This is a genomic window from Salinimicrobium soli (assembly GCF_048323655.1).
GTDB classification, from domain to species: domain Bacteria; phylum Bacteroidota; class Bacteroidia; order Flavobacteriales; family Flavobacteriaceae; genus Salinimicrobium; species Salinimicrobium soli.
Genome location: NZ_JBLUWW010000001.1, coordinates 997499 through 1023340, shown reverse-complemented (window position 1 = coordinate 1023340; position 25842 = coordinate 997499). Strand labels below are relative to the sequence as shown.

Here is a 25842-nt window from a genome sequence, read left to right as displayed (position 1 = left end):
TTTAAGGGTTGATCACCAAAACCTGTCCAATGGCTAAAGCGGTCCCCTTGAGTTTATTGTATTGTTGTAATTGTTCCACCGTAAGGCCGAATCTTTTGGAAATGGAGTACAAAGTATCTCCCTGTTTCACGATATACTGTCGCTGCGGAACTTGTTTTTCCGTATAGGCCACTGCGTCTTTCCCCAAAACCTCCCCATCATATTTATAAAGCTCATATCTTTCAATGATACTGATGAGCTTCTCGGGATACTTTCTGTCTGTAGCATAACCTGCAGCCCGAAGTCCCTTTGCCCACGAAACATAATCTGTGGGATCCAGTTCGAAAAGTCCGGCGTACCTGCTTCTTTCAGCCAGGAAAAGCGAATGGTCCCGGAATGAATATTTGGGATCCTTGTATTTTCTGAAACATTCCTGTCGCAGGTCGTCATCATGATAGATTTTCGCTCCCGTCCAGTCATGACATTTAATTCCGAAGTGATTGTTAGCTTCACGGGTAAGCCGCCCCTCTCCTGCGCCGGATTCCAGGATTCCCTGTGCTAAAGTAATACTCGCCGGGATCTTGTAAAGATGCATTTCTTCCTGAGCGATGGGTGCATAAAGACTAATGTATGCAGTTACTTTGTCGGTATATGTCTTAGGCGCGGTAGTCCTCGTTACTTTTTCTTCAGATGTTTCCTCTTTTGAAGTAACACGCACGGTTCGCTCCTTCCTTTCTGCCTCTTTTTGAGCTGCGATCTTCTTTTTACTTCCGCAGGAAGATGCCACAAGGAGCAACATTAACAACATAACTCTGAGAGTAACTTTCATTTCAGACATCAATTTGGGGTAAAGATTTCTTTTTCAAATAGTTGTTCATCCCGGAAATGCCTTGCAGCCCGCCCGTATGAATGGCTAAAATACGAGTATTTTCGGAAAAATATCCCTGCTCCATGAGCTTACAGATCCCAAAAAGCAGTTTCCCGGTATAGACAGGATCCAATAGGATGTTGTGCTTTTTTCTGAAGTCATTCATGAACGCGATCAGTTCCCCGTTTACTTTAGCATAACCTCCAAAATGATAATTTGTTATAAGATCCCAGTTATTTTTTGAGGTGTACTTCCTGATCTCTTCCTTTAAAAAATCCCCTTTTAGGGCTGGAAAGCCCAGTACCTTCTGGTGTGGCGCCGAACTGTTGATCAATCCTGAAATGGTTCCACCGGTGCCCACAGAAGAACAAATAATGTCGAATTCCACATCTTTTTCTGAAAGTATCTCCTCGCAACCTTTTATGGCCGCTGCATTGGTACCACCTTCAGGCACGAGAAAAAAGTTACCAAACTGTTGCTTCAGGCTCTCCAGAAAAACTTCAGAAGTTTTATTTCGGTACTCGCTCCTGCTCACAAAGTGAAATTTCATTCCGCAGGACGCTGCAAACTTCAGGGTAGGATTTTTAGCAAGTGTCTCCTCCAGATCTGCTCCCAACTCCTCTCCCCGAATAACTCCAATAGTTTTAAATCCGGAGAGTTGGCCGGCCGCGGCTGTGGCAGCTATGTGATTGGAAAAAGCCCCGCCAAAAGTGAGGAGTGTATCCTGACCTTCAGAAATGGCCTGCTCAATATTGTATTTTAACTTCCGGAATTTGTTGCCCGAGACATCTGGGTGCAGCAGATCTTCCCGCTTCAGATAAAGCCGGACGCCATTTCTTTCAGTAATTAACTGATTTGGAATAGAGGGTGCTGTCTCAAATACCGTTGCCATAATAAGTGCAAAGGTTCAAAAAATCGATACACTTTCCGAAGCAGAAGAGGGAAACTTACAGATACTTAAAAAAACTCCAGATTTTCCGCCTTTCTAAATAGGCAACATCTTTCTCATGCACGTAGGCTTCGCGCTCAAAACAGATCTTGTTATAAGCCTTGTAAGAATCACGATACTTAATGAGACGAATAAAGTATTCAAAGAAGTACCACACAAAGAAAAAGACGATCAACAGCTCCAGTTGCTGTTTGAGATGAATACGTTCGTGGTTCATAAATACTACATCGCGCTTCAGTTCCTCCCGCCTTATCACGACAAAGGGCCAAAGCACCACCCCGTCAAATTGCTTGGCGAGAAAATATTTATTTACCACGACGAACATGAGGACAAGGTAAGAAAATGCTATTTTTGTGATATGACTTTTTTCAAGAAAAAAATTCCGTTAGAAGAGGGGGATTTTTACCTGACTCCCGAAGGCTACCGCTGTTTTACCGAACAATACCACCTCAAGCGAGGCTATTGCTGTGAAAGCGGTTGCCGGCACTGCCCTTACGGCTACAATAAAAAAACAAATCAACAGAATTAAACCCTGACCATGGACTTCAAAAATGCCATTTTAGAAGGAATTCCCAATGAGCTGCCTTCAGCAAAAGAATACGATCCGAATGTAAACCATGCGCCAAAGCGCAAAGAGATCCTTAACGCTGAAGAAAAGAAACTGGCTTTGCGGAATGCACTTCGCTATTTTGAACCGCAGCACCACGAAACTTTACTTCCCGAATTCAAAAAGGAACTGGAAACCTACGGCAGGATCTATATGTACCGGTTTCGCCCGGACTACGAAATGTTCGCCCGCCCTATCGAGGAGTATCCCGGCCAATGTGACCAGGCTAAAGCTATTATGTTGATGATCCAGAATAACCTGGATCCAAAGGTCGCACAGCATCCGCACGAATTGATCACTTACGGCGGCAATGGAGCGGTTTTCCAGAACTGGGCACAATATCGCCTGGTGATGAAATACCTGGCTGAGATGACCGAGGAACAGACGCTGGTTATGTACTCCGGGCATCCCATGGGACTTTTCCCTTCACATCCCGACGCACCTCGCGTGGTGGTGACCAACGGCATGATGATCCCGAATTATTCCAAACCCGATGACTGGGAAAAATTCAATGCGCTGGGAGTAACCCAGTACGGGCAAATGACTGCGGGCAGCTACATGTATATTGGTCCGCAGGGAATAGTTCACGGCACCACGATCACAGTACTGAATGCCCTTCGGAAAATTGGTAAACCGGCCGGCCCTGAAGAAGAGATGTCGCTGTTCGTTACTTCCGGACTCGGCGGAATGAGCGGCGCGCAACCCAAAGCCGGGAATATTGCCGGCTGTATCACGGTGTGCGCCGAAGTAAATCCGAAAGCTGTACATACACGCCATTCGCAAGGCTGGGTAGATGAAGTGGTGGAAGACCTCGACCTGCTGGTTGAAAAAGTGAGGGCAGCCAAAAATGACAAAAAGAGCACCTCTTTCGCCTACCTGGGCAATGTAGTGGATGTATGGGAGAAATTTGACAAAGAAGGTCTGCATATAGACCTTGGGAGTGATCAAACTTCACTTCACAACCCGTGGGCCGGAGGTTATTATCCCGCCGGACTTTCTTTTGAAGAATCGAATGAGCTCATGGCGGCCAATCCGGAAAAGTTTAAGGAAAAGGTGCAGGAAAGCTTGCGCCGCCAAACCGAAGCCATTAACAAGCACACCAAAAAGGGTACTTATTTCTTCGATTATGGGAATGCCTTTTTATTAGAGGCTTCCAGGGCAGGCGCTAAGATCTTTAGGGACGAAAACGGAAATTTTGTCTCGGCTTCTGAAGCCGGAGAAGGCAAAAATTTTGCCTATCCTTCTTACGTCCAGGATATCATGGGGCCCATGTGCTTTGACTTCGGGTTCGGACCTTTCCGCTGGGTTTGCGCTTCCGGAAAAGAAGAAGATCTCAATAAAACAGATGCCATTGCCACCACTGTCCTGCAACGCCTAAAAGAAAATTCTCCTGAAGAAATTCAGCAGCAAATGCAGGACAACATCAAATGGATCAAAGGTGCACGTGAAAATAAACTCGTAGTGGGTTCACAAGCCAGAATCTTGTATGCCGATGCACAGGGACGAATGGAGATCGCTAAAGCCTTCAACGATGCCATCCAAAAAGGGGAAATTGGCAAGGTTATTTTAGGAAGGGACCACCACGATGTTTCGGGAACAGATTCCCCATACAGGGAGACTTCTAATATCTATGATGGTTCCCGGTTTACTGCAGACATGGCTATTCAGAATGTTATTGGAGACAGCTTTAGAGGGGCTACCTGGGTAAGCATCCACAACGGTGGAGGTGTTGGCTGGGGAGAGGTAATTAACGGCGGATTCGGTATGGTTCTTGAGGGAAATAAAGAGTCTGAACGACGGCTAACATCTATGTTATATTGGGACGTAAACAATGGTATTGCCCGAAGATCCTGGGCCCGAAATGAGGGCGCTCTCTTCGCCATAAAAAGGGCAATGCAAACTGAACCCCGATTGAAGGTCACACTTCCTAATATGGTAGAAGAAAGCTTACTTAACAGTTTGTAGAACCATTAAAGCCCTAGGATTATGAGATCATTAAAAATTACAACAGTACTTTTGCTCTTTGTACTGGTTTTTACCTCCTGTGACACCGTTCGCGTGGCCACAGATTACGACCGGAATGTAAATTTTGCGCAGTACCAGACCTTTGCTTTTTTCAAGCCCGGGATCGATAAAGCTGATATTTCAGACCTCGATAAAAAGCGAATCCTACGCGCCATAGAAGCCGAAATGCAGCAAAAAGGTTTTACCAAATCTGATAATCCAGACCTGCTGGTGAGCATTTTTACAAAGACCAAGGAAAACGTCAATATTTATAATAACAACTATGCCTACGGCTATTATGGTTGGGGATGGCATCCATGGTACTGGGGTTCCGGTTACAATACAGTAAACAGGACCACTGAAGGTACTTTATACATCGACCTTATTGATGCCCAACAAAAAGAACTTGTTTGGCAGGGAATGGGAACAGCCGCCCTGGCACGTGATGTGGAGCGTAAGCAGGAACGGATCAACGAGATAGTGGAAGAGATCCTGGAAAAATATCCTCCCTCCAAAAATTAAAGATTTTGCCCCCCAAAATTAAGCTGCTAAAAATCAATTTTTAGCGGCTTTTTTATTTTGAGCACCCGCTTATCCACACTGCCTCAAAGACTTACAAACTCAATTTTTTTGTATCTTTAAACCTGGCTTTACAGGAAATATTTATGGAAAATAATTTTGAATCGAACGAAATAATAGATCGCCTGCCGGCGCATTTAAAACAGTTTATCAAACCTCAGAATTATGAGGAGTATACTGCGATCAACCAGGCGGTATGGAGATATGTTATGCGGAAGAATGTGGAATACCTAAGTAAGGTAGCGCACTCCTCTTACCTCGACGGACTCCGGCAAACGGGAATTTCCATAGATCACATTCCGAACATGTACGGAATGAACAGGATCCTAAAAGAAATTGGCTGGGCAGCAGTAGCTGTTGATGGATTTATTCCGCCGGCCGCTTTTATGGAATTCCAGGCCTATAACGTACTAGTGATAGCCAGTGACATCAGACAGTTGGAACATATTGAATATACCCCCGCCCCCGATATCATTCACGAAGGCGCGGGTCATGCTCCCATCATTGCAAATCCTGAGTATGCTGAATACCTGCGTCGCTTCGGAGAAATAGGATGTAAAGCCATTTCCAGTGCTAAAGATTATGAGATATATGAAGCCATCAGGCACCTGTCAATAATCAAGGAAGCAGAAGATACTCCGGAAGAAGAAATAGCCGCCGCTGAAAAAAAGGTGGATGAACTGCAGAATGACCTGCGGGACCAGAGCGAGATGGCACAAATAAGGAACCTGCACTGGTGGACTGTAGAATACGGATTGATAGGTACACTGGAAAATCCGAAGATCTATGGCGCGGGGCTCCTCTCCTCTATTGGAGAAAGCGCCTGGTGTATGACCGATAAAGTAAAAAAGATCCCTTACACCATTGAAGCCGCCAAACAGGACTTCGATATCACCAAACCTCAGCCTCAACTTTTTGTGACTCCGGACTTCGCTCATTTGAGCTCCGTTCTGGAAGAATTTGCAAATAGAATGGCCCTGCGGGTGGGAGGATTGGAAGGTTTAAAAAAACTGATCAACTCCAAGAACATTGGCAGTATAGAACTGAGCACCGGACTACAGGTATCCGGTAATTTCACCAGAGTGATCGAACACGAAGGAAAACCGGTCTTCTTCCAGACCACCGGAAAGACAGCGCTTGCCTCCCGTGAAAAAGAGCTCGTAGGCCACGGCACCGAAAACCATCCTGATGGTTTTGGCTCTCCTGTTGGCAGGTTAAAAGGCATAAACCTGGCGATCGAAGACATGAGTCCGAGAGATCTTCGTGCCTATGATATTTATGAGGGAGAAAAGATCACCTTCGAATTTGAAGGAGGAGTGGTGGTAAAAGGAGAGATCATTACCGGCACGAGAAACCTGCAGGGTAAGATCATCTTGATCAGTTTAAAAGATTGCACTGTTACCTACGGAGATGAAGTTCTCTTCAAACCCGAATGGGGTAAATTTGATATGGCCGTTGGGAAAGAGGTTATCTCGGCCTTTGCAGGCCCCGCCGACTGGCATTCGTTCGACATGATCACCCATACACCTTCTTCAACCACTATTAAGAGCAAGAAAACTCCGGAAAGGGAAGAACTGGAATCCCTTTATGAGTCGGTTAGGAATATCCGGGAAGGCAAGAATACCAAGTTCTCTTTGGAGGCCGCTTTTGATATACTGAAAAAACACCACCAAAAAGACTGGCTGCTTTCTGTAGAGATCTTTGAACTGGCCTATGAAAAGGATGAGAAGCTCGCCCATGAGGTACTTGAACATCTGGAAAAGGTAAAATCAGAACGGCCGGAAGTTGCCCATCTCATCGATGGCGGAGTCAACCTGGTAAAATCTGATTATGTGGCAGGTTAAGCTTTTTTAAAGCTTTATCCTTTCCATTTCCTGCGGATCTTTTATCGCTTCATTGTTATACTTCAAAGTCCAGCCAAGGGTGTTTGTGAGTATATAGATCTTTTGAAGTTCGCTTATCAGCCGGTTTTTAGCGTTGGTCTTCAGCGGTGAATTTTCTACCTTTTTCCTGATCGATCTCGTGATTCGCTTCTTGATAAGGTTGTAATCTTCAGCTTCGAACTGGTTGAGATAATCCTGCGTCACGTCGTAATACTGGATGTCTGGATAAATAGAGATCTCTTCTTTGGGAATATGAGTGATGATCACCGTCTTGTTCTTCTCATCCACCTCAACCTCCAGTTTGCTCAGATCGTAAGCCACAGTGGCTTTAGTGTTAACAACGATCAATGCCTTTTTCCGTGCTGAAAGCACATCCAGGTAGAATTTTCGGGAATCTTTATACGTGAAGACCTGTGAAAAAGTGCCTTCGGTGACCACCAATTTTCCTACATTCTTTATTTGTTGCTGTATCAATTGCGAACTTTCCTCCAACCGGTCTCGTTCGGCATTTCTGTTCTCACAATAGCGAAATACAAAAACCACCAGCAATACCAGTAAAGCGCCAGATAAAATTTTCTTCATATCCTAAAGTTACAAATAAGCTCGGGGCCTTCTTACAAGGAAATGTGAAGATTTCTGATTAGAACTTCATATGGGGATGTTTCTCCTGCAGCGCTGCAATCTTCTCCTGCAGTTCCCGTGTGAATTTTTGGTGAGCTTCAGAAGCCGGATTGAAGGGCCGGTGTAAAAGGCCTTTTTGAATACCGTCGATTTTTTTCATTGTGCCGGCTGCTTCGGAAGATATCCAGCTCTCACTGAATTTCTCCCAGATATAGTCAATGGCGGTCTGATTTGGGTGCAGCATATCTTCGGAATAGAACCTGTAATCGCGAAGTTCATCCATCATGATCTCGTATGACGGAAAGTACTCCACCTTCTCCTCTTTTAAAGTGATCTCGTAAACGGCCTGGATCAATTTGGCTTTAGAAACCTGGTTCTCTATATGTCCGTCTTTTAAATGTCGAACGGGAGAAACCGTGAATATAACCGCAGCTGAAGGATTCATTTCCCGGATGATCTGTACACATTTCAGCAGATCTTCCTTTACCTCCTGTAGTTCCTTTGAAAAATTCTTCTGCGGCACTTTATGGCAGTTGGCCACTGTTTTTCCAGTTTCCTTTAACCGGTAACCCCAGGCAGTTCCCGAAGTGATCACCACATGAGTCGCAGTCTTTAGAAATTCAAAACTTTCTGAAACTGCTGAATTGAGACGGGAAAGAATTTCCTCTTTTTGACTACTGTTAAGATCTGAATGTGCCTGGTAACTATGCCAGGTCTCGTTGAAATAAAAAATATCTTCTTCCGAAAAATGGTGTTTTTGGCTAACCTTTTCCAGAAAATTCCTAATAGCCGAAGGATGAAAGAGAATTCCGAAGGGATTCAGCTTGTTCTGAAACTTAAAGTATTCAAGTTTCTTTCCAATATTCTCAACAAAACAAGAACCCAGCAAGAGCACCTTGGAGTCGTAAGTGAACTTCGGCTCTTTTGGGTGAACGGGTATTTTGGTCCTGAAGTCGATATTTGGAGAAATTTAGACCTCACAGGTTTTTGAAACCTGTGAGGTCTGTATATATTATTTCACGTACTCGGCTGCTTTTTGCAGAGCCTCATTGATACCCGCCGGATTCTTACCTCCAGCAGTGGCGTAGAAAGGCTGACCTCCGCCGCCACCTTGTATATATTTTCCAAGCTCACGAACTATCTTCCCGGCATTCAGGTCTTTCTCAGCTACCAGTTCTTTGGAAATATAGCAGGACAGGATTGCTTTCCCATCCAGTTCGGTTCCAAAAATGAGGAAAAGATCATTGTATTCCTCGCCCAGCTGGAAAGAAAGGTCTTTAATGCCACCGGCATCTAGATCTACTTTCTTAGCCAGAAAATGCACGCCATTCTGCTCTTTGATCTCGCTCTTAAGTTCTGTCTTTAGGTTTTTCGCTTTATCCTTCAGCAGACTTTCGATCTGCTTTTTTAGTTCAGCATTTTCTTCCTGCAGATTGACCACCGCTTTCACCGGATCCTTTGCATTCTTCAAAACTGCTTTTATCTCACTGAAAGTTTCTGTCTGAGCGACAAAATAATCCTTGGCCGCTTCCGAAGTTATGGCTTCAATACGACGTATACCTGAGGCCACAGCTCCTTCAGAAATGATCTTAAAATGCCAGATATCTGAGGTATTTCCCACATGTGTTCCGCCACACAATTCCATGGATTCGCCGAAGCGAACCGCGCGAACCTTATCGCCGTATTTCTCTCCAAAAAGGGCAATTGCACCATCATTTATAGCTTCGTCATAGGTCATCTCGCGATTCTCTACCAGAGGAAGTTTTTCTGCAATCTTAGAATTCACAAAATGCTCGATCTGCTGCAATTCTTCCGCAGAGACCTTACTGAAATGTGAAAAGTCAAACCGCAGGTAATCGCTCTGCACCATGGAACCTTTTTGCTCCACATGTGTACCCAGCACCTTTCTCAGAGCCTGGTGCAATAAATGCGTAGCCGAGTGATTGGCCGCTGTACGCGCGCGTCGCGCTGCATTGACCACTGCTTTAAAGTCGGCAGCAGGATCTTTAGGAAGATCCTTTGTAAGATGAATTATAAGATTGTTCTCTTTTCGGGTATCGGTGATGTAAACTACTTCCCCATCGTGACTTTCAAGTACTCCGCGGTCACCCACCTGGCCTCCTCCTTCGGGATAGAAAGGGGTTTTATTGAAAACAAGCTGATACATCTCCCCTTCTTTTTTGGATTCTACCTTACGGTAGCGAAGGATCTTCACTTCGGCTTCCAGGCTGTCATAACCTACAAAGCCTTCAGTCTCGGCTTCTGAGATCACTTCCCAGTCGCCCGAAGTCACTTTAGACGCACTTCTGGAACGGTCTTTCTGCTTCTGAAGTTCAGCCTCAAATTCCTTTTGATCCAGGGAATAACCTTTTTCATTCAGGATAAGCGCGGTAAGGTCAATAGGAAAACCGTAGGTATCATAAAGCTCGAAAGCCTTTTTACCGGACACTTTTTTGTCTTTGGACTCTTTCATGATCTGGTCCAGCAATACCAGTCCCTGATCTAAGGTGCGTAAAAAGGAATTTTCTTCCTCCCTTATCACGTTCTCGCAAAGATTTTGCTGGGCTTTAAGCTCAGGGAATGCTTCTCCCATTTGTTTGGAAAGGGTATCCACCAATTTGTACACGAAAGCTTCTTTTTGACCCAGGAAGGTAAAACCGTAACGAATGGCCCTTCTAAGGATTCTTCTTATCACATATCCCGCACCAGTGCTTCCGGGCAGCTGCCCGTCGGCTATTGCAAAGCTTACCGCCCGCACGTGATCTGCGATCACACGAATGGCGATATCTGTTTCTTCGTTTTTTCCATAGTCGGAATTGGTGATCTTCTGTATTTCGTTGATCAGCGGAGTGAACACATCGGTATCGTAATTGGACTTCACTCCCTGCAATACCATACACAGCCTTTCAAAGCCCATTCCGGTGTCCACATGGCGGGCCGGAAGTTTTTCAAGCGAACCATCAGCCTTTCGGTTGAACTGGATGAATACAAGGTTCCATATCTCCACTACCAGCGGATGATCCTGGTTGACCAGGTCTCTTCCCGGCACTTTGGCCTTTTCTTCGGCAGACCTCAGGTCTACATGAATTTCAGAAGAAGGTCCGCAAGGGCCCTGATCGCCCATTTCCCAGAAGTTATCTTTTTTGTTTCCGTAGATGATCCGGTCTTCAGGAACAATTTGCTTCCAAAGATCCAACGCTTCCTGATCTACGGGAATATCTTCCTCTTCATTCCCTTCAAAAATGGAAACATAGAGTATGTCTTTGTCGATCTTATAAACTTCTGTGAGCAATTCCCAGGCCCACTGGATAGCCTCCTTTTTGAAGTAGTCACCAAAACTCCAGTTACCAAGCATCTCGAACATGGTGTGGTGATAGGTGTCTTTCCCCACCTCTTCCAGGTCATTGTGCTTTCCGCTCACCCTAAGGCATTTTTGAGTATCTGTCACCCGCGGACTTTCGGGTGTACCATTGCCCAAAAAGTATTCCTTGAACTGGTTCATTCCGGCGTTAGTGAACATCAGCGTGGGATCATTTTTTATAACCATGGGTGCCGAAGCAACGATCTTATGGTCTTTGGACTGGAAGAATTCAAGAAATTTAGTACGGATATCCTGGGATCTCATGCAAGAAGGTAATTTTGATTTTTCATTATATTATGCCGTGGAGAAAACAATTTTTATATTTGTTCGTTTCTCAGGCTATTGTTGCACTGTTTTTGCAACATTTACAGTAACGCAAAAATAGCATAATTTAACTTATGTCGAAGGTTAAATATTATTACGACAGCGAGACCCTTTCTTACAAAAAGATCAAGCGCAAGAAGGGCCGCCGCATTGGAATTGCCTTATTGAGTATAGTGGGAGCCTTCCTTGCCGGATTCATCCTCCTCGTGATCTACCTCAACATTCCCGAACTCGAAACTCCAAAAGAAAAAGCTCTGAAACGGGAACTGGACAACATGACGCTCCAGTACGAACTTCTCAATCGAAAAATGGACCAGGTACAACAGGTATTGGCCAATGTTGAGGACAGGGACAATAATATCTACAGACTTTATTTTGAGGCCAATCCTGTTCCGGAAGAGCAGCGTCTTGCCGGCTTTGGCGGTATAAACCGATACAGGGATCTGGAAGGCTATGACAATTCAAAACTTATCATTGAGAGCAATAAGACCATGGATATGCTTATCAAGCGCCTGGTGGTACAATCGCGCTCTCTTGATGAGATCGTGGCGCTTGCTGAAGATAAGGAAGAACTCCTTGCAGCGATTCCTGCCATTATGCCTGTAAAGAATGAGAACCTGAAGCGGATGGCATCGGGCTACGGTATGCGGACCGATCCCTTCACCAAGGTTAGAAAATTTCACTACGGAATGGACTTTACCGCCGCTCGCGGAACTCCGGTGTATGCTACCGGTGATGGAAGAGTGGTGCGAGCCGATAACCGCTCCAGCGGCTATGGAAACCATATAAGGATAGATCACGGCTTTGGATATGTAAGCCTGTATGGCCATTTATACAAGTACAATGTGCGCCGGGGGCAACGGGTAAAACGGGGAGACCTGATAGGATATGTGGGAAGTACCGGCCGTTCGCAGGCCCCTCACCTGCATTACGAGATCTTTAAGGATGACCAAAGGATAAATCCTATCAACTTCTATTATGGGCAGTTGTCTCCTGAAGAATATGATGAGATCCTGCAACAGTCACAACAAGAAAACCAATCTCTGGATTAATGCACGTAGACCTTCCTGAAAAATTGTATTACGGGATAGGCGAAGTCGCTGAGGCCTTTGGCGTGAACACCTCCCTAATTAGATTCTGGGAGAAGGAGTTTGATATCATCAAGCCAAAGAAAAATGCCAAGGGCAACCGGAAGTTTACCCGGGAAGATATTAAGAACCTCGAACTGATCTATCATCTGGTAAAAGAAAGAGGTTTTACGCTGGAAGGCGCAAAAATCCATTTAAAGGAGGAAAGCCAGAAAACATTGTCTAACTTTGAGATCGTGCGCAAACTGGAGAATATCAAATCCACGCTTATTAAACTAAAAAACCAACTATAGATATGAAAAAATGGTTAGTCCCTTTGCTAATTATTGGAGCCATTGTTTTGGGCTTCTTTTTACTTTTTGCCGGAGTTTATAACAAGGCCGTTGACAAACAAGAACAGGCACGCCAGTCCTGGGCTGATGTTGAAAGTGCCTACCAGCGAAGAAATGATCTCATCCCAAGTTTGGTGAACACCGTTAAAGGTGCGGCCGACTTTGAAAGAAGTACCCTGACCGAGGTTATTGAAGCCAGGTCAAAAGCGACTTCCATTAATGTGGATGCCGAAAATATGACCCAGGAACAAATGCAGCAGTTCCAGCAGGCACAAAGCCAGGTATCTTCTGCCCTGTCCCGACTTTTGGTAACAGTGGAAAGATATCCGGAATTAAAGGCGACACAGAATTTCCAGCAGCTGCAATCTCAACTGGAAGGAACCGAGAACCGCATCAATGTGGCCAGAAATCGCTACAACGAGTGGGTGACCGATTACAACAAGTACATCAGGCAGTTTCCTAACAATATGATCACCGGGATCTATGGTTTTGACCGTATGCCGGTATACGAAGCTGACCAGGGAGCAGAAACCGCTCCGCAGGTAGAATTCGACTTCTAAAAAACAAATACTATGGCAAAGATCGAAGAATTTCTTTCTGAAACGGAAGAGGAAGAAGTGGTAGAAGCCATAAGGCAGGCTGAGAAAAAAACCTCAGGAGAAATTCGGGTACATATCGAGAAAACCTGCAAGGGAGATATTTGGCCCCGCGCCATGGAAGTGTTCCATCTTCTGAAGATGGACAACACCAGGGAAAATAATGGGGTCCTGATCTATGTAGCCATAGAAGACCGCAACTTCGTCATCTACGGAGATAAAGGAATTAATGAGGTAGTGCCAAAAGATTTCTGGGAAACCACCAAAGACGAGATCGTAGCTCAATTCAAAAAAGGCAATTTCAAACAGGGGTTAATCAATGGAATCCTCAAAGCCGGGGAAGAACTTGAGAAACATTTTCCCTGGGACGAAGGAACTGACAAAAACGAACTATCGGATAAAATATCCCGCTAATGAACTATCTCCAACGGAATTTCACCCTGTTTCTATTTCTCACCTGCACCGTCTATACTGCCGTCGCCCAGCGTGATATTCCGCCCAAACCCTCAAAACAGACCAGCGTTTATGATGAAGCCGATGTATTAAGCTCTTCAGAAGAAAGAGCTCTTGAGCAAAAGCTGATTAACTACGCTGATACAACATCAACGCAGATCGTAATAGCGACCATTAATTCTCTTCAGGGAGAATATATCAATACCTACGCTACAGAATGGGCCCATGAATGGGGTATAGGACAGGCAGATGAAGATAATGGCGTACTTATCCTGCTGGCAAAAGAAGACCGGAAGGTGATGATCGCCACCGGTTATGGAGTGGAAGGAGATCTTACAGATGCCGTTTCAAAACAAATTGTGGACCAAATCATTATTCCAGAATTCAGAAACGGTAGTTATTACCGCGGTCTTGACGCCGGTACAACTGCGATCATGCAGGTATTGAACGGCACTTTTGAAGGCACCCCACAGAATAGAAATGGCGGCGGAACTCCTTCCCGTTTCATTGTTCTTGCTCTTCTTTTCATCTTCTTTTTGATCATTATGAGCAGCCGCAATAAACGCGGTGGCGGACGCAACGGCGGGCACCGCAGAGGTGGAGGCTTGTTGGACATACTAATTCTCAGTAGCCTTGGACGTGGCGGTTTTGGCGGCGGAGGAGGCTTCGGTGGAGGCGGTGGCTTCGGCGGCGGAGGCGGCTTTGGTGGTGGCTTCGGCGGCGGCGGCTTCGGTGGCGGTGGTGCCAGCGGAGGATGGTAGATTAGTTGAAAGTCTGTAGTCGGGAGTCTTTAGTAAGAAGCTTAAGTTTTCTTTCAAATGAACAAAAAATATCAGCTTTCAAGTGACCTCTTGGTACTCCTTTTTAGAGCAGCATTTATTCTGATTGTTTTTGCCTTTGTTACTGTTATTTTCCTTGAGGACTATTTTGTAGCGGTACTTCTCCTCTTTCCTTTATTTGGATGGGGTTTTGGAGGAAAACTATTCCAATTGAAATCTGTATCTTTTGACAAGGAACATGTATTCATTGGAAAGAAAGTATTTCCGGTAAAAAACATCCAAAAAGTAGAATTTAATTTTTTATCTAAAACCTACATCCAGATCGGTGAGACCAAATACTATTTCATTTCAATCGAAGAAGAATTTGGTTTGAATAATAAGAAAGAAATACTTCAGAAATTCATCGAGCAATAGAATTTTCACCAAAAAATAGTTCCCAAAAAGACCTTTTTGAGATCTCCTTTTCCCATCTCCTTTTAAGACGTTAAGACTTACAACTTCTTATCAAGTGCCAAAACTGCATTCAGCACCACTTTGGTTGCATTCTTATAGAACTCCAAAGGGATCGTCTCAAAGTCATCAGAAGGTTTATGGTAATAGGCATGGTCTTCTACTCCAAAATAGATGAACTTCTTTCCCTTTTCATGAAAAGGGGCATGATCTGAAGCGTAGGTCCAGTCATCGTGCCCCTGTTCCGGGCGGTCATGACCAAACAATAATTTCACCTCACCTGTCTGTATATTTTCCAGAATAGTTTTGAGACCGGGATTATGATGTGTTCCGCTGGCATAGAGTTCATTTTTTGAGTTTTGCGCAATCATATCCATATTGATATTCATTGCCACTTTATTCATAACAGAAGAGTTTTCAACAAAAACCTTTGCGCCCTGAAGTCCCATTTCTTCGGCATCAAACGCTGCAAACACCAAGGTGTGCTCTGGCTGGTTCTGGCTGAAGTAGCCTATTATGGCAATAAGAGCAGCCGTTCCGGAAGCATTATCATCTGCACCATTGTATACCTCGCCATCTTCAATACCTACATGATCATAATGAGCAGAAATCACCAGGATCTCATCTGTTTTGCCCGGCACCACACCAATTATATTTTGGCCCGTTACCTGTTCGTTTGTTTGAGGTTTTAAAAAAGTAAATTCGTGAATAAATTTTCCTTCAAAGGGCTTAGCTCCTTCTTCCTTAAACCTCTTTATAACATATTCCCTTGCTTTACTATTTCCTTCGGTAGCGGTTTCTCTTCCTTCCATCTCATCTGAAGAAAGCACCTTGAGATCCTCTACCAGCTGCTCTGTGTCAATGGCAGTATCAGGCGATTCTTTTTCTACTGAACAGGCTACAGAAACAGTCAATAGGAGAACATAAACAGCTTTGAAAAAATATTTCATAGAGATTACTTGAGTTTTATGTGAAAGGTTTTGCGAAGAAAGACCCGTTTGATTAGCGGCGTAAAGAAATAAAAAAATATTGGAAGACCTCTACAAAACCTGGTCGTTCCATTTAGGCAGTAAGATAAAAGACCTCCCAAAAATAGCATTTTTGAAAGGTCTTATTTTCAGGTGATCTGCCTGAGTTTCTTTACATCATAATAATAGAACCACGCTTTTTACCCATTTCTTTACCTCCAAATTTACTCAGCTTGTAGGTGAAACTTAGCATAAAGTACTGTTCCAGGATCAGTTCCTGCGTGTCCTGCACATAATCCTCACCGGTAGTTCTTCGGGTGCTGACGTTCTCATTCAGCAGGTCATACACCTTTGCTTTAATGGTTGCATCATCATTCCAGAACTTGTACCCCAGGCTCATATTCCAAAGCAAGGAAGTAGCATCAAAACCGGGCGCAACATTTCCGTAAGCATTGAAGGAAATATCATTTCCAAAAACCACATTTTTGGGCCAGTAGGTGGTAGCCTCAAACCCGATGCTATGATTCACGTACTCCTCTTCCCTGCTGTTGTTGATATCGTATTTTGAACGGTTATAGTCCAAAGAATATCGCGGATTAAGTTCCACCAGCTCTGCATAGTTATACCCCATCCTTATGGACGGAGTTAAACCATAACGGTCGGCTTCATATTGAAATCCATTGGTAAATCCGACCTGCCGATTATAATTCATATTCAGACCTGCCCTGTAATTGAATTCGTTCTTGTCTTTTTTATACCTCTTGCTGTAAAAGGTTCCCGCGTAAGCCGAGATCCCGCCATCAAGGTTCCTGAAAGTGGTGGTCGTAACAAGATCTTCGGTAAGGCTGTAAGGCACTACCTGATCTTCAGAAAAGGAAACCGAAGCATAAATGTTCATCCCGCTTCGGGAAGCAAAATCAAAATTATGATATCCAAGGTTAAAGCGGTGAGTATAGGTAGGTCGCAGTTCCGGATTACCTATAACAATGTTCAACGGATCCGTAATATTCGCCACGGGCTGCAACTGCCTTATCGACGGAATATCTGTATCATTGCGATAATAGATGTACATTGATTTACCCCTCGCAATTTCATAACGCACGTTGGTATTGAGATAAAGGTTGTTGTAATTTTTACTCAGTTTGGTTTGTGCCAGGAAATTCTCATTGTCCAGCGCGGTGCTCAAAAGTCCCACATTGAATCCTAATCTCCATTTCCCCCCTTCATAGTTCAAACCGGCATTTGGAATGTGCTTGATACTCTTTACCTCAAAATCATTACTAAGCGTGGTGTTCAAAGAATTGTAGCTGTCACTGGCTTCATCATAATCAAACACGCTTCGGGTATTACTCATATTTTCCACCTCGAACTGATACGACAGGTCCAGGAAGAATTTCTCAGCCAGAACAGAACGCTGGGTGATCCCTGCTTGGTAGACATCAGAATTCTCGTCTTCATCAATGAACTGGTCCCGCACATCTGTTGACACCAAAGCGCCATCATTGTAGTTCAGTCTTTCAGAAAAAAAGAAATTCTCAGTTTCCTGCTTATTGTTCTCATTCTCGAAATTCAATTGGAGATATGCACCGCGGCTTCCAAATTTCCTGATGAAATTCAGACGGTTGCTAAAATTGGAGCTGTTCAATTCTTCATTGTCTTCAGTAGTGGTTAGCAATTCCTGGGTGGCATTTATCCTTTGGGAAGCATTGCTGCGACGGGAAAGCGCATCATTAATATTGACCGAAGGTCTCACCGATATTTTGGTAAGTGTGTCCAGCTCCACTTCAAAAGCGGCGTTGGCCCGGTGACTCTCGTTCAGAAGATTTCCTTCGGAAACCGAGTTTGTATAAAAGGTCCCGGTAGGAAGGAAGGTCTCCCGGTTGACCACAGCAGCGGTCTCTGTGTCATTCTTTCCGAAGAAATAGTCGGCGGTGAGTTCATACTTCTTGTTCCAGTCATTCGAAAAATTGAAACCGGCCGTCTCACTTTTGGTGATCCCTCCGCCACCTCCAAAGCTATTTCCATTGATACTGAAACTGCCACGATCGCGATTGATGGAAATACTCCTGGCGCGGCCACCCATCATGTCAAAGACCTCATCAAAACTAAATCCGGAACTGTTGATGTTGTTGGAACTGGCCAAAACGCTCACCCGGAGGTCATCTTTAAAATAATTCCCAATTCCGCTCAACTCGTAGCGCTCATCGGTGCCTCCTCCGGCAGTAGCCCGGGCGAAATATCCTTTGTTCTTATCTTTTTTGATGGTCACGTTAATTGTCTTGTCATCCGGATTTCCGGCTTTTCCGGTGAATTCTTCAGTCTTGGTCTTAGTGTCCACGACCTGTATCTTATCAATAATCTCCTTCGGAAGGTTCTTAGTAGCGATCTTGGGATCATTTCCGAAGAATTCCTTCCCGTTCACCAGGATCCGCGAAACAGGCTTTCCATTGACGGTGATGTTTCCCTGTGCATCGACCTCTACGCCGGGTAACTTTTTCATTAGCTCTTCAAGATTGGCATCCTGACGGGTATTAAAGGAATTCGCATTGAATTCCAAAGTATCAGATTTGATGGTCACCGGCGCTCTTTCTGAAACCACTGTCACCTCATCAAGCATATTATTGGCAATTTCCATTGGCAAAACCCCAAGAGCGATCTCTTTTTGATTCAGAGAAATGATCTTGTTGAGAGAGGAATAACCACTGTAAGTGGTAATAAAGCGAAGAGAATCTCCCTTTTTTGAGCCTTCTATTACAAAGCTACCGTCCTTTCCGGAAATGGAATAAGATACCAGCGAACTGTCCTTAACGGTTTCGACAAACACAGTGGCCGACTCCAGCGGATTTTGCGTTTGACTATCAACTAATTTTCCTGAAATGGTGAATTGCTGTGCAGTAGCAGCTACGCCTATAAAAAGCGCGCAAAAAAGTAAAATTTTCTTCATTAATGGGGGGATTTAAAAATAAAATGCTGCCCCTTTAGCAGCGGCAGCATCCATTTGACCTTAATTATTCAAAAAGGTTTAATTAATTCTTATTTTTTTCTGAAATAAACTGAAACCGGAACGCCGGTAAAGTTAAATTCTTTTCTAAGTTTATTTTCGATGAACCTCTTGTACGGATCTTTTACATACTGGGGCAAATTACAGAAAAATGCGAACTGAGGCTGCGGGGTAGGCAGCTGTGTGCAGAATTTGATCTTTACGTACTTGCCTTTATATGCCGGTGGCGGATAAGCTTCAATGATTGGCAGCATTACCTCGTTCAGCTCGCTGGTCTTGATCTTCTTGCTTCGGTTTTGGTATACTTCAACTGCAGTTTCAATAGCCTTGAAGATACGCTGCTTAGTTAGAACCGACATGAAAACTATTGGAACATCTGTAAAAGGTTCCATTTCCTGACGGATCTGTTGCTCGTATTCCTTCATGGTATTGGTTTCCTTGTCTACCAGGTCCCATTTATTCACGAGGATCACAATTCCTTTACGGTTTCTCTGTGCGAGCCAGAAGATATTCTGTACCTGCCCGTCAAATCCGCGGGTGGCGTCCATGACGATCAAACAAACATCACAGTGTTCAATAGCCCGAACCGAGCGCATTACTGAATAGAATTCCAGATCTTCCTTAACCTTTGATTTTCTTCTGATCCCGGCGGTATCTACCAGGTTGAATTCAAATCCGAAGCGGTTATAACGGGTGTCAATGGAATCGCGGGTTGTCCCGGCGATGTCGGTAACTATATAACGATCTTCACCTATCAGGGCATTGATAAAAGAGGATTTCCCGGCATTAGGTCTTCCTACTACCGCAAAACGCGGAAGTTCAGCTTCCTCTTCGCGGGTATCTTCCGGAAGGGCTTCCACCAGGGCGTCTAACAATTCTCCCGTTCCACTTCCATTCGTACTGGCGATGGGGTAATATTCTCCAAGGCCTAAGGAATAGAATTCCACGGCATTTTCAAGACGCTTTGAATTATCAACTTTATTCACTGCAAGGAACACAGGCTTATTCACCCTGCGAAGTAAATTCGCCACATCCTCATCCATAGGTGTGATCCCGGTCTCCACATCAACCATAAAAACAATGGCATCAGCCTCTTCAATGGCCAACTCCACCTGCTTATCGATCTCTGCTTCGAATACGTCCTCGCTACCAACTACATATCCACCGGTGTCGATAACCGAAAAATTTCTGCCATTCCAGTCGGTCTTTCCATAGTGACGGTCTCTGGTCACCCCGCTCACAGAATCCACAATGGCTTCCCTGCGTTGGATCAACCGGTTAAAAAAAGTGGATTTTCCTACATTTGGCCTTCCTACAATGGCTACTATACTACTCATAAATTATTCTCTTTAATCAGGCTGCAAAATTAGGGGTTTTAAAACAAATGAGTTAAACTTATATCTATCTTATTTTCAGGAATGCAGCGAACTTATTCCTGAGTGGCAATTTCGGGAGTCTCCGCCTGCTTTTTAACCAGTTTTCCAACAGTAAGACCCTGAACTACAATAGAAAACACTACTACAAAGTAGGTGATCACCAACAAAAGGTCCCGTTCCATTTCGGCAGTAAGCCCCAAGGCCAGAGCTATGGATATCCCTCCTCTTAATCCGCCCCAGGTCATAATAAGATGCGTGTTCGGCACAAATCCCATTCTTTTGCTAAAGAATTTGACAGGCACCAGTAGGGAAAGATAACGGCAGATCAACACCAACGGAATTGCCAGGGCACCAGCCAGCATATAAGTATAATCAAAGGTTAATACCAGCATTTCCATCCCTATCAATACAAAGAGAAGCGTGTTTAGGAGAATATCAGTCAGCTCCCAGAATTTATCTACATAGTTCTCGGTGATCTCAGACATTGCAGTATTTCGAACAGTTTCATTACCAACCAACAAACCGGCAGCGACCATTGCCAGCGGGGCTGAAAAATGAAGGTGATGAGCGAGGGCATTTCCACCCATAACCGCTGCCAGAGTAAGTATTACTTCAATATCATAATCATCAATAGTCCGCATAAGCCTATAGGTGATCCATCCAATTCCAAGACCCAGCAGAATTCCTCCTATTACTTCCTGACCAAACAACATGACCACCTCCACCGCTCCTGCATTGCCCAAAGAAGAAATATTGAATATGGTGAGGAAGACCACTACTCCCACTCCATCGTTAAAAAGGGATTCTCCCACGATCTTTGTTTCCAGTTTCTTCGGAATCCCCACTTTTTTGAGGATTCCTAAAACAGCAATCGGATCTGTTGGGGAAATAAGTGCCCCAAAAAGCAGACAGTAGATATAATCTACCGGCATTCCTATAAGCTGAAGGATATTATACAATCCGGTTCCTACCAGAAATGTGGAGATCAACACTCCTACTGTAGCAAAGGACAGTACAGGCCATCGCTGTACTTTCAGCTTTTCAAAATTGGTGTGCAGGGCTCCAGCAAAAAGCAGAAAGCTCAACATAATATCCAGGAGTACAGTACGGAAATCAATTCGGGTGAGTATATATTTTTCAGCGTTAAGCAGAGTATCGTCAAAATAACTTATTCCGAAGATGACCATGGTAAAGACGATGCTGATGAGCATCAAACCTATGGTATTGGGGAGTTTTAAGAAGCGGACATTGATGTACCCAAAAAGGGCAGCTAAGACAACCAGTACAGAAACTATTAAATATACATCCATAAATATCCGGATCAAAAGTTTGATACAGACATAAATATACTGGATTCCTTTTAGAATCTCCAGTTACAGCCTTTAAAGGCCCGGCATATCAAAATATTTTAGGAAAAATTTCGAAAAGGATCCAAAAAGGCTATTTCTGATCTCCGGAATAACCGAATCTCTTAAGCTGCCTCTTATCGCTTCGCCAGTTCTTGTTGACCTTTACGTATAGTTCAAGGTGCACCTGTTTTCCGAAGAACTTTTCAAGATCCTTCCGGGCTTCCACCCCAACGCGCTTAAGAGCAGCTCCTTTGTGGCCAATTATAATGCCCTTCTGGGTTTCTCTCTCTACCATGATCACACTGCGCATGCGAATAATATTCTCTTCTTCGAAGAATTCCTCAGTATCGATCTCGACGCTGTAAGGGATCTCCTTTTTGTAATGGATAAGGATCTTTTCGCGGATGATCTCATTCACGAAGAAGCGTTCAGGCTTATCAGTAAGTGTATCTTTTGGATAGAATGCAGGGGATTCCGGAAGCAATTCCACGATCCTGTTGAAGACCTGTGGCACATTGAAACCTTCCAGGGCCGAAACCGGAAAGATCTCGGCATTAGGTACCTTTTCCTGCCAAAGCTGTACCTGCTCCTCCAACTGCTCCTGGTTTGATTTATCGATCTTGTTCAGCAATAGCAGCACAGGGATCTTGGAATGAACGATCTTTTCAAAGAAAGCCTCATCCTTCAATTCTTTTTCGCCGATCTCTACCATGTAGATCAAGACATCTGCATCTTCAAAAGCAGATTTTACAAAGTCCATCATGGAAGCCTGCAGTTCGTAAGCCGGTTTGATAATCCCGGGGGTATCGCTAAGGATCACCTGGAAATCTTCCCCATTGACGATCCCTAAAATACGGTGACGTGTGGTTTGCGCCTTCGAGGTAATTATGCTAAGCTTTTCACCCACAAACGCATTCATGAGCGTACTTTTCCCTACGTTAGGATTGCCAATGATGTTTACGAAACCTGCTTTATGTGCCATAATAATTCTTTTTGCAAAGGTATTCCCAAATTACAGGCTTTCCTAATGTGCCGGAAATGACCTAAAGATTTATTTTTCTAACAGTTAAAACATTGTTCCCCAAAATACTGACGGAAACCAGTAGGTGATCATGACCAGGAATGATCTCGGTGATCTTAAAACTGTTTATCCTGCCCGAAAGAAAAATACCTTCGTGTACTTCCTGTCCCCCATAGAGTTTTGTATTGATCTGGCTTAGCTGCTTCTCAACAATCGGGTGAAGGTCAAACTTCATCTTATCCCTGATCTTGCTATACAAAAAGGTATTCACCAGGGTCTCCACAACAGTATTCGTGAGCCAGTTGCTGTTCTCCCCTTCCAGTTCATATTTTTTAATAGAGACTTCCTGTGCAGGGGCATCAAATTTCAAAGCCAGGTGCACTTCCACCTCAATTTCCCGGTTTCTCAAAAGTGCGGTAAGCAGCTGGAGCCGGAGCCGAAGCACCAGGTCAAATTCCTCTTTTTCACTACGCAGGAGAGAGATCTTTTGAATTCGAGCGGTGTCTGAAGTCTCACCATTGGCTTTTCCTTTGCTAAGGATCTTCCCCTGAAATTTCTTTTGCAGGTAATTGTCCAGCACCCGGTAATCTATCTTCACCGGGAGTTGGATCACTACTTTTTCTTTATTCAGTGCGCTACGGTTTTCAGTTCCTTCCATTTGATCAACTATTTTTCTTCAGTTTCCCGTTGCTTTATTACTTCCTGTCTCAAATAAGCCTCTACGTCCCTTTGCCGGTATTAGGTCATTTCTCAAAGAAAACAGGATATGATCTGCAGTTGAAGTTAAAACATCTGTGGAAATCTTAAAAACAATTCAGAATCTTTTAAGGTTTATAGAGAGTGAAAAACATTCAGAAAGAAAATGACATTAAAACATTACTTTTTGTAAAGTTTTATTTACATAATTGAAATAATTAATTATATTTGTAAAGCAAACTTTACATAATTTTACTTATCATGAAAAAACAAAGACCAAATTTAAGTGTCGAAACACGGCAGAACACCCGCATTCTTTTTTACTGGACAATGGGTTGGGTACTCAGTCTCGCTCTTGTTTCCTTTGGACCCACTTTAATATGGGGGGAGAAACCCACTATAAACCTCTTAGGTATTCTGCTAAACCTGGCCATTGGCATAGGAATGATCTTTGCCAACATTCGTCATCTAAACGGCCTGGATGAATTACAAAGGAAGATACAACTCGAAGCTATGGCCGTGGCCCTGGGAGTTGCCGTGGTAGCCGGTATTAGCTATTCTATGCTTGACGTACTTAACCTCATCACTTTTGACGCGGAGATCTCTCATCTGGTAATATTAGTGGGTCTGACTTATCTGGTCACCACTTTAATAGGAAATTCTCGGTATCAATGAAGAACAGGATAAAAATACTTCGGGCCGAACACGACCTAACACAGGCACAGTTGGCAGATAAGATGTACGTTTCCAGGCAGACCATTAATGCTATCGAAAAAGGCAAGTTTGACCCAAGTTTACCTTTGGCTTTCAGGCTTTCAGAACTATTCGGGAAACCAATTGAAGAAATCTTTCAATGGGAGATAGAGTAATTATACTTTCAAAACATATAAGAAAAAGATTAATAAATAATTTAACTATTTGATTTTTAATGTTTTAACTATAATTAATTCTTAAAAATGAGCTAACTTTATTAATGGAACATTAATATTTTGAGTCATGAAAAAGAAAAGTATTTCCAGGTTCAAAAAATGGATACTACTTGTTTCCATTATGCTCTGTACTGTAGCGGTCTATTCTCAGGATAAGATGTCTTATGAGAACGCAAAACAGGAAATTGAAGAAGAATTCGGTATGTTCCCCACAATGTTTGAGGTATTTCCAGACCATGCTCTTGCCGGTGCATGGGAGAATTTTAAACAATTAAACAGTCCGCAAAGTAAAATTCCGGCGAAATACCGCGAATTGCTACAATTGGCGGTAGCGGCTCAAATTCCATGTGATTATTGTATCTATTTCCACACTGCTTCAGCCAAGGCTTATGGAGCTACCGACGAGGAAATTCAGGAAGCTGTCGCTCAGGGTGCTGCTACCAGGCACTGGAGTATGATCCTGCAGGGAAACCAGGTGGACTTTGAAAAATTCAAATCAGAATTTAATTCTATGATGGAACACATGGCTTCGAAATCGAAGAAGTGATCTAAAAATTTGAGGCGCTACTAAAGCGCCTCTTTCTTTTAATTAAATCGTGATTTAAGCAACTTCTCTTTTCTGGAATTACAACAAGAACCCGATTCTTGAATAGGCGGACAGGGAACACTTCCGTAGCTGCAAAAAACACAACAATCTCCTTCCAAAGGCTTTAGAATTACTCCGCAATTGGAACATTTATAGAAGAACTGACAGGCATCTGTAGGCATACTCTCTTCCTTAGAGAACTTGCAATGAGGACAGGTAATAATAGATTTCAGTTCAACTCCCATGTGGATAACGTTGTTCAAGATCTAAAATTACAAAAACGGAATTTCTTTGACCAAACTGACAGGAAGTAAAGCGCCTATAAAATCAGAACCATCAGAAACAAAGAACCACCTCCATAGGTGGTTTTGTCTTAGCGGGAACTGCCATGAATCCTCGGGAGAACCAGTGACCTCCAGAAACAAAAAAACCACCTCAAAAGGTGGTTTTTTCTTAGTAGCGGGAACTGCCCCGAATCCTCGGGGGAACCAGTGACCTCCAGAAACAAAAAAACCACCTCAAAAGGTGGTTTTTTCTTAGTAGCGGGAACTGGACTCGAACCAGTGACCTTCGGGTTATGAGCCCGACGAGCTACCTACTGCTCTATCCCGCGATATTGGACTGCAAATATACAGTCAAATTTCATTTCTCCAAAGCTTTTTGTAAGAATTATTCCATCACCCAGTTCATGGCTTTCATACGTTCCTGACTGTCAAAAGATTTAATATTGGTCTCCACCAGTTTATTTTTGAGGTCAGTCACCAACTGAAACCATTTAAGGTCTGTAACTATCGCGATCTTCCTCATTCCGTCATCATTTCCGAGTTCAAAAGCCAGGTCTTTCAAAAAGGCCTTGAGAGAGATACCGTCATTCTTCTGGTCCTCAACATAGACACTCACCTTAGGACATTTCTGAAGCCGCTCCCGCAACATTTCATGGATCCTTTTTAATTTTTCGGTGTTTAATTTTTCATCTAAGACAACTCCGAAGACGTCATCGGAGAATTCAAAAGTAGTTTTCATTAATTCAGAAGATTTGCGGT

27 protein-coding genes and 1 tRNA gene are annotated in these 25842 nt (G+C 43.7%); 13 read left to right on the top strand and 15 right to left on the bottom strand.

Features of this window, described 5'->3' with window-relative positions:
* Nucleotide 1: 1 nt before the first annotated feature.
* The 3 genes from ACNORC_RS04665 to ACNORC_RS04655 are packed head-to-tail and all read right to left on the bottom strand — an operon-like array spanning nucleotide 2 to nucleotide 2121.
* A complete protein-coding gene (locus tag ACNORC_RS04665) occupies nucleotides 2-808 on the bottom strand; it encodes a glucosaminidase domain-containing protein (protein WP_418334431.1) in 807 nt (268 codons plus the stop codon).
* Nucleotide 809: 1 nt separating this feature from the next.
* Nucleotides 810-1739 (bottom strand): 1-aminocyclopropane-1-carboxylate deaminase/D-cysteine desulfhydrase, encoded by a 930-nt coding sequence (locus tag ACNORC_RS04660; protein ID WP_418334430.1) that lies wholly within the window; start codon nucleotides 1737-1739, stop codon nucleotides 810-812.
* 55 nt (nucleotides 1740-1794) lie between these two features.
* Nucleotides 1795-2121 (bottom strand): hypothetical protein, encoded by a 327-nt coding sequence (locus ACNORC_RS04655; protein WP_418334429.1) that lies wholly within the window; start codon nucleotides 2119-2121, stop codon nucleotides 1795-1797.
* A gap of 33 nt (nucleotides 2122-2154) precedes the next feature.
* On the opposite strand from ACNORC_RS04655, the gene ACNORC_RS04650 reads away from it, so the two are divergent.
* From ACNORC_RS04650 to ACNORC_RS04635, 4 genes are all read left to right on the top strand, one after another.
* Entirely contained in the window at nucleotides 2155-2325 is a 171-nt protein-coding gene (locus tag ACNORC_RS04650) for a C1orf53 family protein (RefSeq protein ID WP_418334428.1), read from the top strand.
* Nucleotides 2326-2334: 9 nt separating this feature from the next.
* Nucleotides 2335-4368, top strand: a complete 2034-nt coding sequence (hutU, locus tag ACNORC_RS04645) for a urocanate hydratase (RefSeq protein WP_418334427.1) — start codon at nucleotides 2335-2337, stop codon at nucleotides 4366-4368.
* Between the two features lie 21 nt (nucleotides 4369-4389).
* On the top strand, nucleotides 4390-4929 hold the full coding sequence (locus ACNORC_RS04640) for a DUF4136 domain-containing protein (RefSeq protein WP_418334426.1): 540 nt from the start codon (nucleotides 4390-4392) through the stop codon (nucleotides 4927-4929).
* A 143-nt stretch (nucleotides 4930-5072) separates the two neighbouring features.
* The gene (locus ACNORC_RS04635) at nucleotides 5073-6830 is read left to right on the top strand and encodes an aromatic amino acid hydroxylase (RefSeq protein ID WP_418334425.1); all 1758 of its coding nucleotides are present in this window, start codon (nucleotides 5073-5075) and stop codon (nucleotides 6828-6830) included.
* Nucleotides 6831-6836: 6 nt separating this feature from the next.
* On the opposite strand, the gene ACNORC_RS04630 is transcribed toward ACNORC_RS04635, so the two are convergent.
* From ACNORC_RS04630 to alaS, 3 genes are all read right to left on the bottom strand, one after another.
* Nucleotides 6837-7451, bottom strand: a complete 615-nt coding sequence (locus ACNORC_RS04630) for a DUF4230 domain-containing protein (protein ID WP_418334424.1) — start codon at nucleotides 7449-7451, stop codon at nucleotides 6837-6839.
* Nucleotides 7452-7509: 58 nt separating this feature from the next.
* A complete protein-coding gene (locus tag ACNORC_RS04625) occupies nucleotides 7510-8385 on the bottom strand; it encodes a GSCFA domain-containing protein (protein ID WP_418334423.1) in 876 nt (291 codons plus the stop codon).
* Nucleotides 8386-8502: 117 nt separating this feature from the next.
* Nucleotides 8503-11115 (bottom strand): alanine--tRNA ligase, encoded by a 2613-nt coding sequence (gene alaS, locus ACNORC_RS04620; protein ID WP_418334422.1) that lies wholly within the window; start codon nucleotides 11113-11115, stop codon nucleotides 8503-8505.
* 134 nt (nucleotides 11116-11249) lie between these two features.
* Here alaS and ACNORC_RS04615 point away from each other — a divergent pair, with 134 nt between their 5' ends.
* The 6 genes from ACNORC_RS04615 to ACNORC_RS04590 are packed head-to-tail and all read left to right on the top strand — an operon-like array spanning nucleotide 11250 to nucleotide 14837.
* Nucleotides 11250-12227 carry a M23 family metallopeptidase gene (locus ACNORC_RS04615; protein WP_418334420.1) on the top strand — a complete coding sequence of 326 codons (978 nt, stop codon included), beginning with the start codon at nucleotides 11250-11252 and terminating at the stop codon, nucleotides 12225-12227.
* Nucleotides 12227-12556 carry a MerR family transcriptional regulator gene (locus tag ACNORC_RS04610; protein WP_418334419.1) on the top strand — a complete coding sequence of 110 codons (330 nt, stop codon included), beginning with the start codon at nucleotides 12227-12229 and terminating at the stop codon, nucleotides 12554-12556. The genes ACNORC_RS04615 and ACNORC_RS04610 overlap by 1 nt, the downstream gene beginning before the upstream one ends.
* Nucleotides 12557-12558: 2 nt before the next feature.
* The gene (locus ACNORC_RS04605) at nucleotides 12559-13155 is read left to right on the top strand and encodes a LemA family protein (protein WP_418334418.1); all 597 of its coding nucleotides are present in this window, start codon (nucleotides 12559-12561) and stop codon (nucleotides 13153-13155) included.
* A 12-nt stretch (nucleotides 13156-13167) separates the two neighbouring features.
* Nucleotides 13168-13605, top strand: a complete 438-nt coding sequence (locus ACNORC_RS04600) for a TPM domain-containing protein (RefSeq protein WP_418334416.1) — start codon at nucleotides 13168-13170, stop codon at nucleotides 13603-13605.
* The gene (locus ACNORC_RS04595) at nucleotides 13605-14405 is read left to right on the top strand and encodes a TPM domain-containing protein (protein WP_418334415.1); all 801 of its coding nucleotides are present in this window, start codon (nucleotides 13605-13607) and stop codon (nucleotides 14403-14405) included. The genes ACNORC_RS04600 and ACNORC_RS04595 overlap by 1 nt, the downstream gene beginning before the upstream one ends.
* Before the next feature lie 57 nt (nucleotides 14406-14462).
* Nucleotides 14463-14837 carry a hypothetical protein gene (locus tag ACNORC_RS04590; protein ID WP_386779646.1) on the top strand — a complete coding sequence of 125 codons (375 nt, stop codon included), beginning with the start codon at nucleotides 14463-14465 and terminating at the stop codon, nucleotides 14835-14837.
* Between the two features lie 77 nt (nucleotides 14838-14914).
* On the opposite strand, the gene ACNORC_RS04585 is transcribed toward ACNORC_RS04590, so the two are convergent.
* From ACNORC_RS04585 to ACNORC_RS04560, 6 genes are all read right to left on the bottom strand, one after another.
* On the bottom strand, nucleotides 14915-15823 hold the full coding sequence (locus ACNORC_RS04585; RefSeq protein WP_418334414.1) for a M28 family peptidase: 909 nt from the start codon (nucleotides 15821-15823) through the stop codon (nucleotides 14915-14917).
* Nucleotides 15824-16013: 190 nt separating this feature from the next.
* Nucleotides 16014-18785 (bottom strand): outer membrane beta-barrel protein, encoded by a 2772-nt coding sequence (locus tag ACNORC_RS04580; RefSeq protein WP_418334413.1) that lies wholly within the window; start codon nucleotides 18783-18785, stop codon nucleotides 16014-16016.
* Nucleotides 18786-18874: 89 nt separating this feature from the next.
* Complete coding sequence (gene der, locus ACNORC_RS04575) at nucleotides 18875-20179, bottom strand: ribosome biogenesis GTPase Der (RefSeq protein ID WP_418334412.1); 1305 nt, start codon at nucleotides 20177-20179, stop codon at nucleotides 18875-18877.
* A gap of 92 nt (nucleotides 20180-20271) precedes the next feature.
* Nucleotides 20272-21528 (bottom strand): cation:proton antiporter, encoded by a 1257-nt coding sequence (locus ACNORC_RS04570; protein WP_418334411.1) that lies wholly within the window; start codon nucleotides 21526-21528, stop codon nucleotides 20272-20274.
* A gap of 130 nt (nucleotides 21529-21658) precedes the next feature.
* Entirely contained in the window at nucleotides 21659-22549 is an 891-nt protein-coding gene (gene era / locus ACNORC_RS04565) for a GTPase Era (RefSeq protein ID WP_418334410.1), read from the bottom strand.
* A gap of 61 nt (nucleotides 22550-22610) precedes the next feature.
* Nucleotides 22611-23246, bottom strand: coding sequence for a DUF4403 family protein (locus ACNORC_RS04560; protein WP_418334409.1), 636 nt, complete (start codon nucleotides 23244-23246; stop codon nucleotides 22611-22613).
* 299 nt (nucleotides 23247-23545) lie between these two features.
* Between ACNORC_RS04560 and ACNORC_RS04555 the strand changes: the two genes are divergently transcribed.
* From ACNORC_RS04555 to ACNORC_RS04545, 3 genes are all read left to right on the top strand, one after another.
* Complete coding sequence (locus ACNORC_RS04555; RefSeq protein WP_418334408.1) at nucleotides 23546-23959, top strand: hypothetical protein; 414 nt, start codon at nucleotides 23546-23548, stop codon at nucleotides 23957-23959.
* On the top strand, nucleotides 23956-24153 hold the full coding sequence (locus ACNORC_RS04550) for a helix-turn-helix transcriptional regulator (protein ID WP_418334407.1): 198 nt from the start codon (nucleotides 23956-23958) through the stop codon (nucleotides 24151-24153). Before ACNORC_RS04555 ends, ACNORC_RS04550 begins: the two co-directional genes overlap by 4 nt.
* A gap of 127 nt (nucleotides 24154-24280) precedes the next feature.
* Complete coding sequence (locus tag ACNORC_RS04545; RefSeq protein ID WP_418334406.1) at nucleotides 24281-24760, top strand: carboxymuconolactone decarboxylase family protein; 480 nt, start codon at nucleotides 24281-24283, stop codon at nucleotides 24758-24760.
* A gap of 38 nt (nucleotides 24761-24798) precedes the next feature.
* Here the strand turns inward: ACNORC_RS04545 and ACNORC_RS04540 are convergent, their stop codons facing one another.
* From ACNORC_RS04540 to ACNORC_RS04530, 3 genes are all read right to left on the bottom strand, one after another.
* Entirely contained in the window at nucleotides 24799-25044 is a 246-nt protein-coding gene (locus ACNORC_RS04540; RefSeq protein WP_418334635.1) for a GDCCVxC domain-containing (seleno)protein, read from the bottom strand.
* Nucleotides 25045-25339: 295 nt separating this feature from the next.
* Nucleotides 25340-25412, bottom strand: a tRNA-Met gene (locus tag ACNORC_RS04535).
* A 56-nt stretch (nucleotides 25413-25468) separates the two neighbouring features.
* On the bottom strand, nucleotides 25469-25822 hold the full coding sequence (locus ACNORC_RS04530; RefSeq protein WP_418334405.1) for a SpoIIAA family protein: 354 nt from the start codon (nucleotides 25820-25822) through the stop codon (nucleotides 25469-25471).
* Nucleotides 25823-25842: the final 20 nt, after the last annotated feature.